The organism is Leptospira ryugenii (assembly GCF_003114855.1).
Taxonomy (GTDB): Bacteria; Spirochaetota; Leptospiria; order Leptospirales; family Leptospiraceae; genus Leptospira_A; species Leptospira_A ryugenii.
The window spans coordinates 1-2,072 of the sequence record NZ_BFBB01000018.1 but is presented as its reverse complement, the minus strand read 5'-3'; the positions used below and the strand labels follow the sequence as shown (position 1 = coordinate 2,072).

At 34.9% G+C, this 2,072-nt stretch carries 4 protein-coding genes; all 4 read left to right on the top strand.

The window, feature by feature from the left end:
* Positions 1 to 175: 175 nt before the first annotated feature.
* Positions 176 to 538: a VOC family protein gene (locus tag DI060_RS18790; RefSeq protein WP_108978548.1), complete on the top strand. Its 363-nt coding sequence runs from the start codon at positions 176 to 178 to the stop codon at positions 536 to 538.
* A gap of 432 nt (positions 539 to 970) precedes the next feature.
* On the top strand, positions 971 to 1,207 hold the full coding sequence (locus DI060_RS18785; RefSeq protein WP_108978547.1) for a type II toxin-antitoxin system Phd/YefM family antitoxin: 237 nt from the start codon (positions 971 to 973) through the stop codon (positions 1,205 to 1,207).
* Entirely contained in the window at positions 1,208 to 1,606 is a 399-nt protein-coding gene (locus tag DI060_RS18780) for a type II toxin-antitoxin system VapC family toxin (RefSeq protein ID WP_108978546.1), read from the top strand.
* 283 nt (positions 1,607 to 1,889) lie between these two features.
* The coding region (locus DI060_RS18775; protein WP_369689633.1) for a helix-turn-helix domain-containing protein at positions 1,890 to 2,072 on the top strand (183 nt) is incomplete at its 3' end.

Genomic DNA, 2,072 nt, shown 5'->3' with positions numbered 1-2,072 from the left:
TATCTCCTGAAGTCATACCATAAAATTTTTAATGTATAAGTAAAGATAATGAACAAAAATATCCATTGATACTATTAATAATCATTGCCTTGAAAGTGAAAGAGCCGTTTTAAGAAAGAGAATTGATTAATAGTTAAATTGATTATTATTTTTACTTTTAAAAAAATTGATAACTATGAGTAAACATATCAACGGTATCGGCGGATTTTTCTTCCGTTCGGAAAATCCTGAAATCTTAAAGAACTGGTACATAGAAATCTTAGGCATAGATATTCAGAATATGGTCTGGCAGCAACAGTCAGGACCTACTGTCTTTGAACCATTTTCTAAAAATACAGACTATTTCTCCAAAGATAAAATGTGGATGATTAATTTTCGTGTTTCAAATCTAAAATCATTCATAGAAGAGTTAAAAAAAAAGGGAGTTGAAGTAGAAGAAAGAGAAGAGTGGAATTCGGTGCCAGAAATAGGAGTTTTTGCGAGAGTATATGATCCAGAAGGAAATGCAATCGAGCTCTGGCAACCTGCAGAAAAATAGATTAGCTTATAAATTTAAGAATAAATCATCTTATAATTTAAAAAAATATTCTTTAGTTAATTTTTGATATGTTACTGATATTTTAGAACAAATAAAAAATATTAACTCATTTTTTTCTTCCGGATAACGTTTAAAATTTGATTAATAAAAAATACTTTTAACTAGGTAAAATTTGAACTGCGCATAACTGCGGCTGACACGCTCCGCTCGGGACTTTCGCCCTCGCTCGGCCTAAAGGCACATTGTCCTCCGTCACGCTTCTTGCGTCGCAAGAAGTCGCGCCGACGCTAACGCCTCGGAGAGGCTCAGCTACGGACAACGTCGTGTAGCCTAGTTCGTTATACGCAATGGGTAAAAACTAGATTTAAAGAGAAAAATTAAGAAAAAGAATTTTTCTTGACAAGTTGTCAATTAAATGGATTAGTTAAAATTATGAAATCATTCGCTGTAGGTGAATTAAAAGCCCATTTTTCCGAAGTTCTTGAGTTTGTTAAAAAGGGAGAAAAAGTTGGCATTCTTTTTGGTAAAAATAAGAAAACTATAGCGATGATTGTTCCTGTTAATGATAAAAATACTACCAAAAGAAAAATTGGAATCCTTGATGGGAAAGCCAAAATTTCATTTCAGAAAGATTTTTCAATTAGTGAAGAAGATTTTTTAAATTTATAGATGGCTTATCTTTTAGACACTCATGCTCTACTTTGGGTCATTGGGGACTCAAAACAATTGAGTAAAAAAGTAACTGCAATTATTGAAGATCAAAGCAATCAAATTTATGTAAGTTCTATTTCCTTATGGGAAATTTCTTTAAAATTTAAAATTGGGAAGCTAAATCTAACAGGATTTACTCCAGAGGATATTCCTAAATTTCTCGAAAAAATTAATATCAGAATTATTGAATTGAATCAAGAAGATGCATCTTCTTATCACAGATTGAAGGAAAATTTTCATCGAGATCCATTTGATCGAATGCTCATTTGGCAGTGTATTAAGAGAAAATTTACTTTTATCTCAAAAGATTCTGAGATGAAGAAGTATAAGATTTCTGGATTAAAATCAATTTGGTAATATTTACTCACTGCGTATAACTTCGGCTGACACGCTACGCTCGGGACTTGCGCCCTCGCTCGGCCTAAAGGCACATTGTCCTCCGTCACGATTCTTGCTCTGCAAGAAGTCGCGCCGACGCTAACGCCTCTGCGAGGCTCAGCTACGGACAACGTCGTGTAGCCTAGTTCGTTATACGCAATACCTAAAAAGTATGACTCAGGACATGGGTAACACTTTTGTAGCAAGACATAGGTAACACTTTCTGGTTTCTCATCCCCTAGAACACCTTTACAGGAGGGCTATGGGGATGCCTTGGAAGGAGAATCAGATCGTGGATTTAAGATTAGAATTCGTTATGGCGAGCTTTGAGAAAGGTATCAATTTCACTCAGCTCTGTGCAGAATATGGGATATCTACAAAGTGTGGATACAAATGGAAAGAAAGGTTTTTGTGTGAGGGAAAGGCGGGACTTCTAGACAAGAAG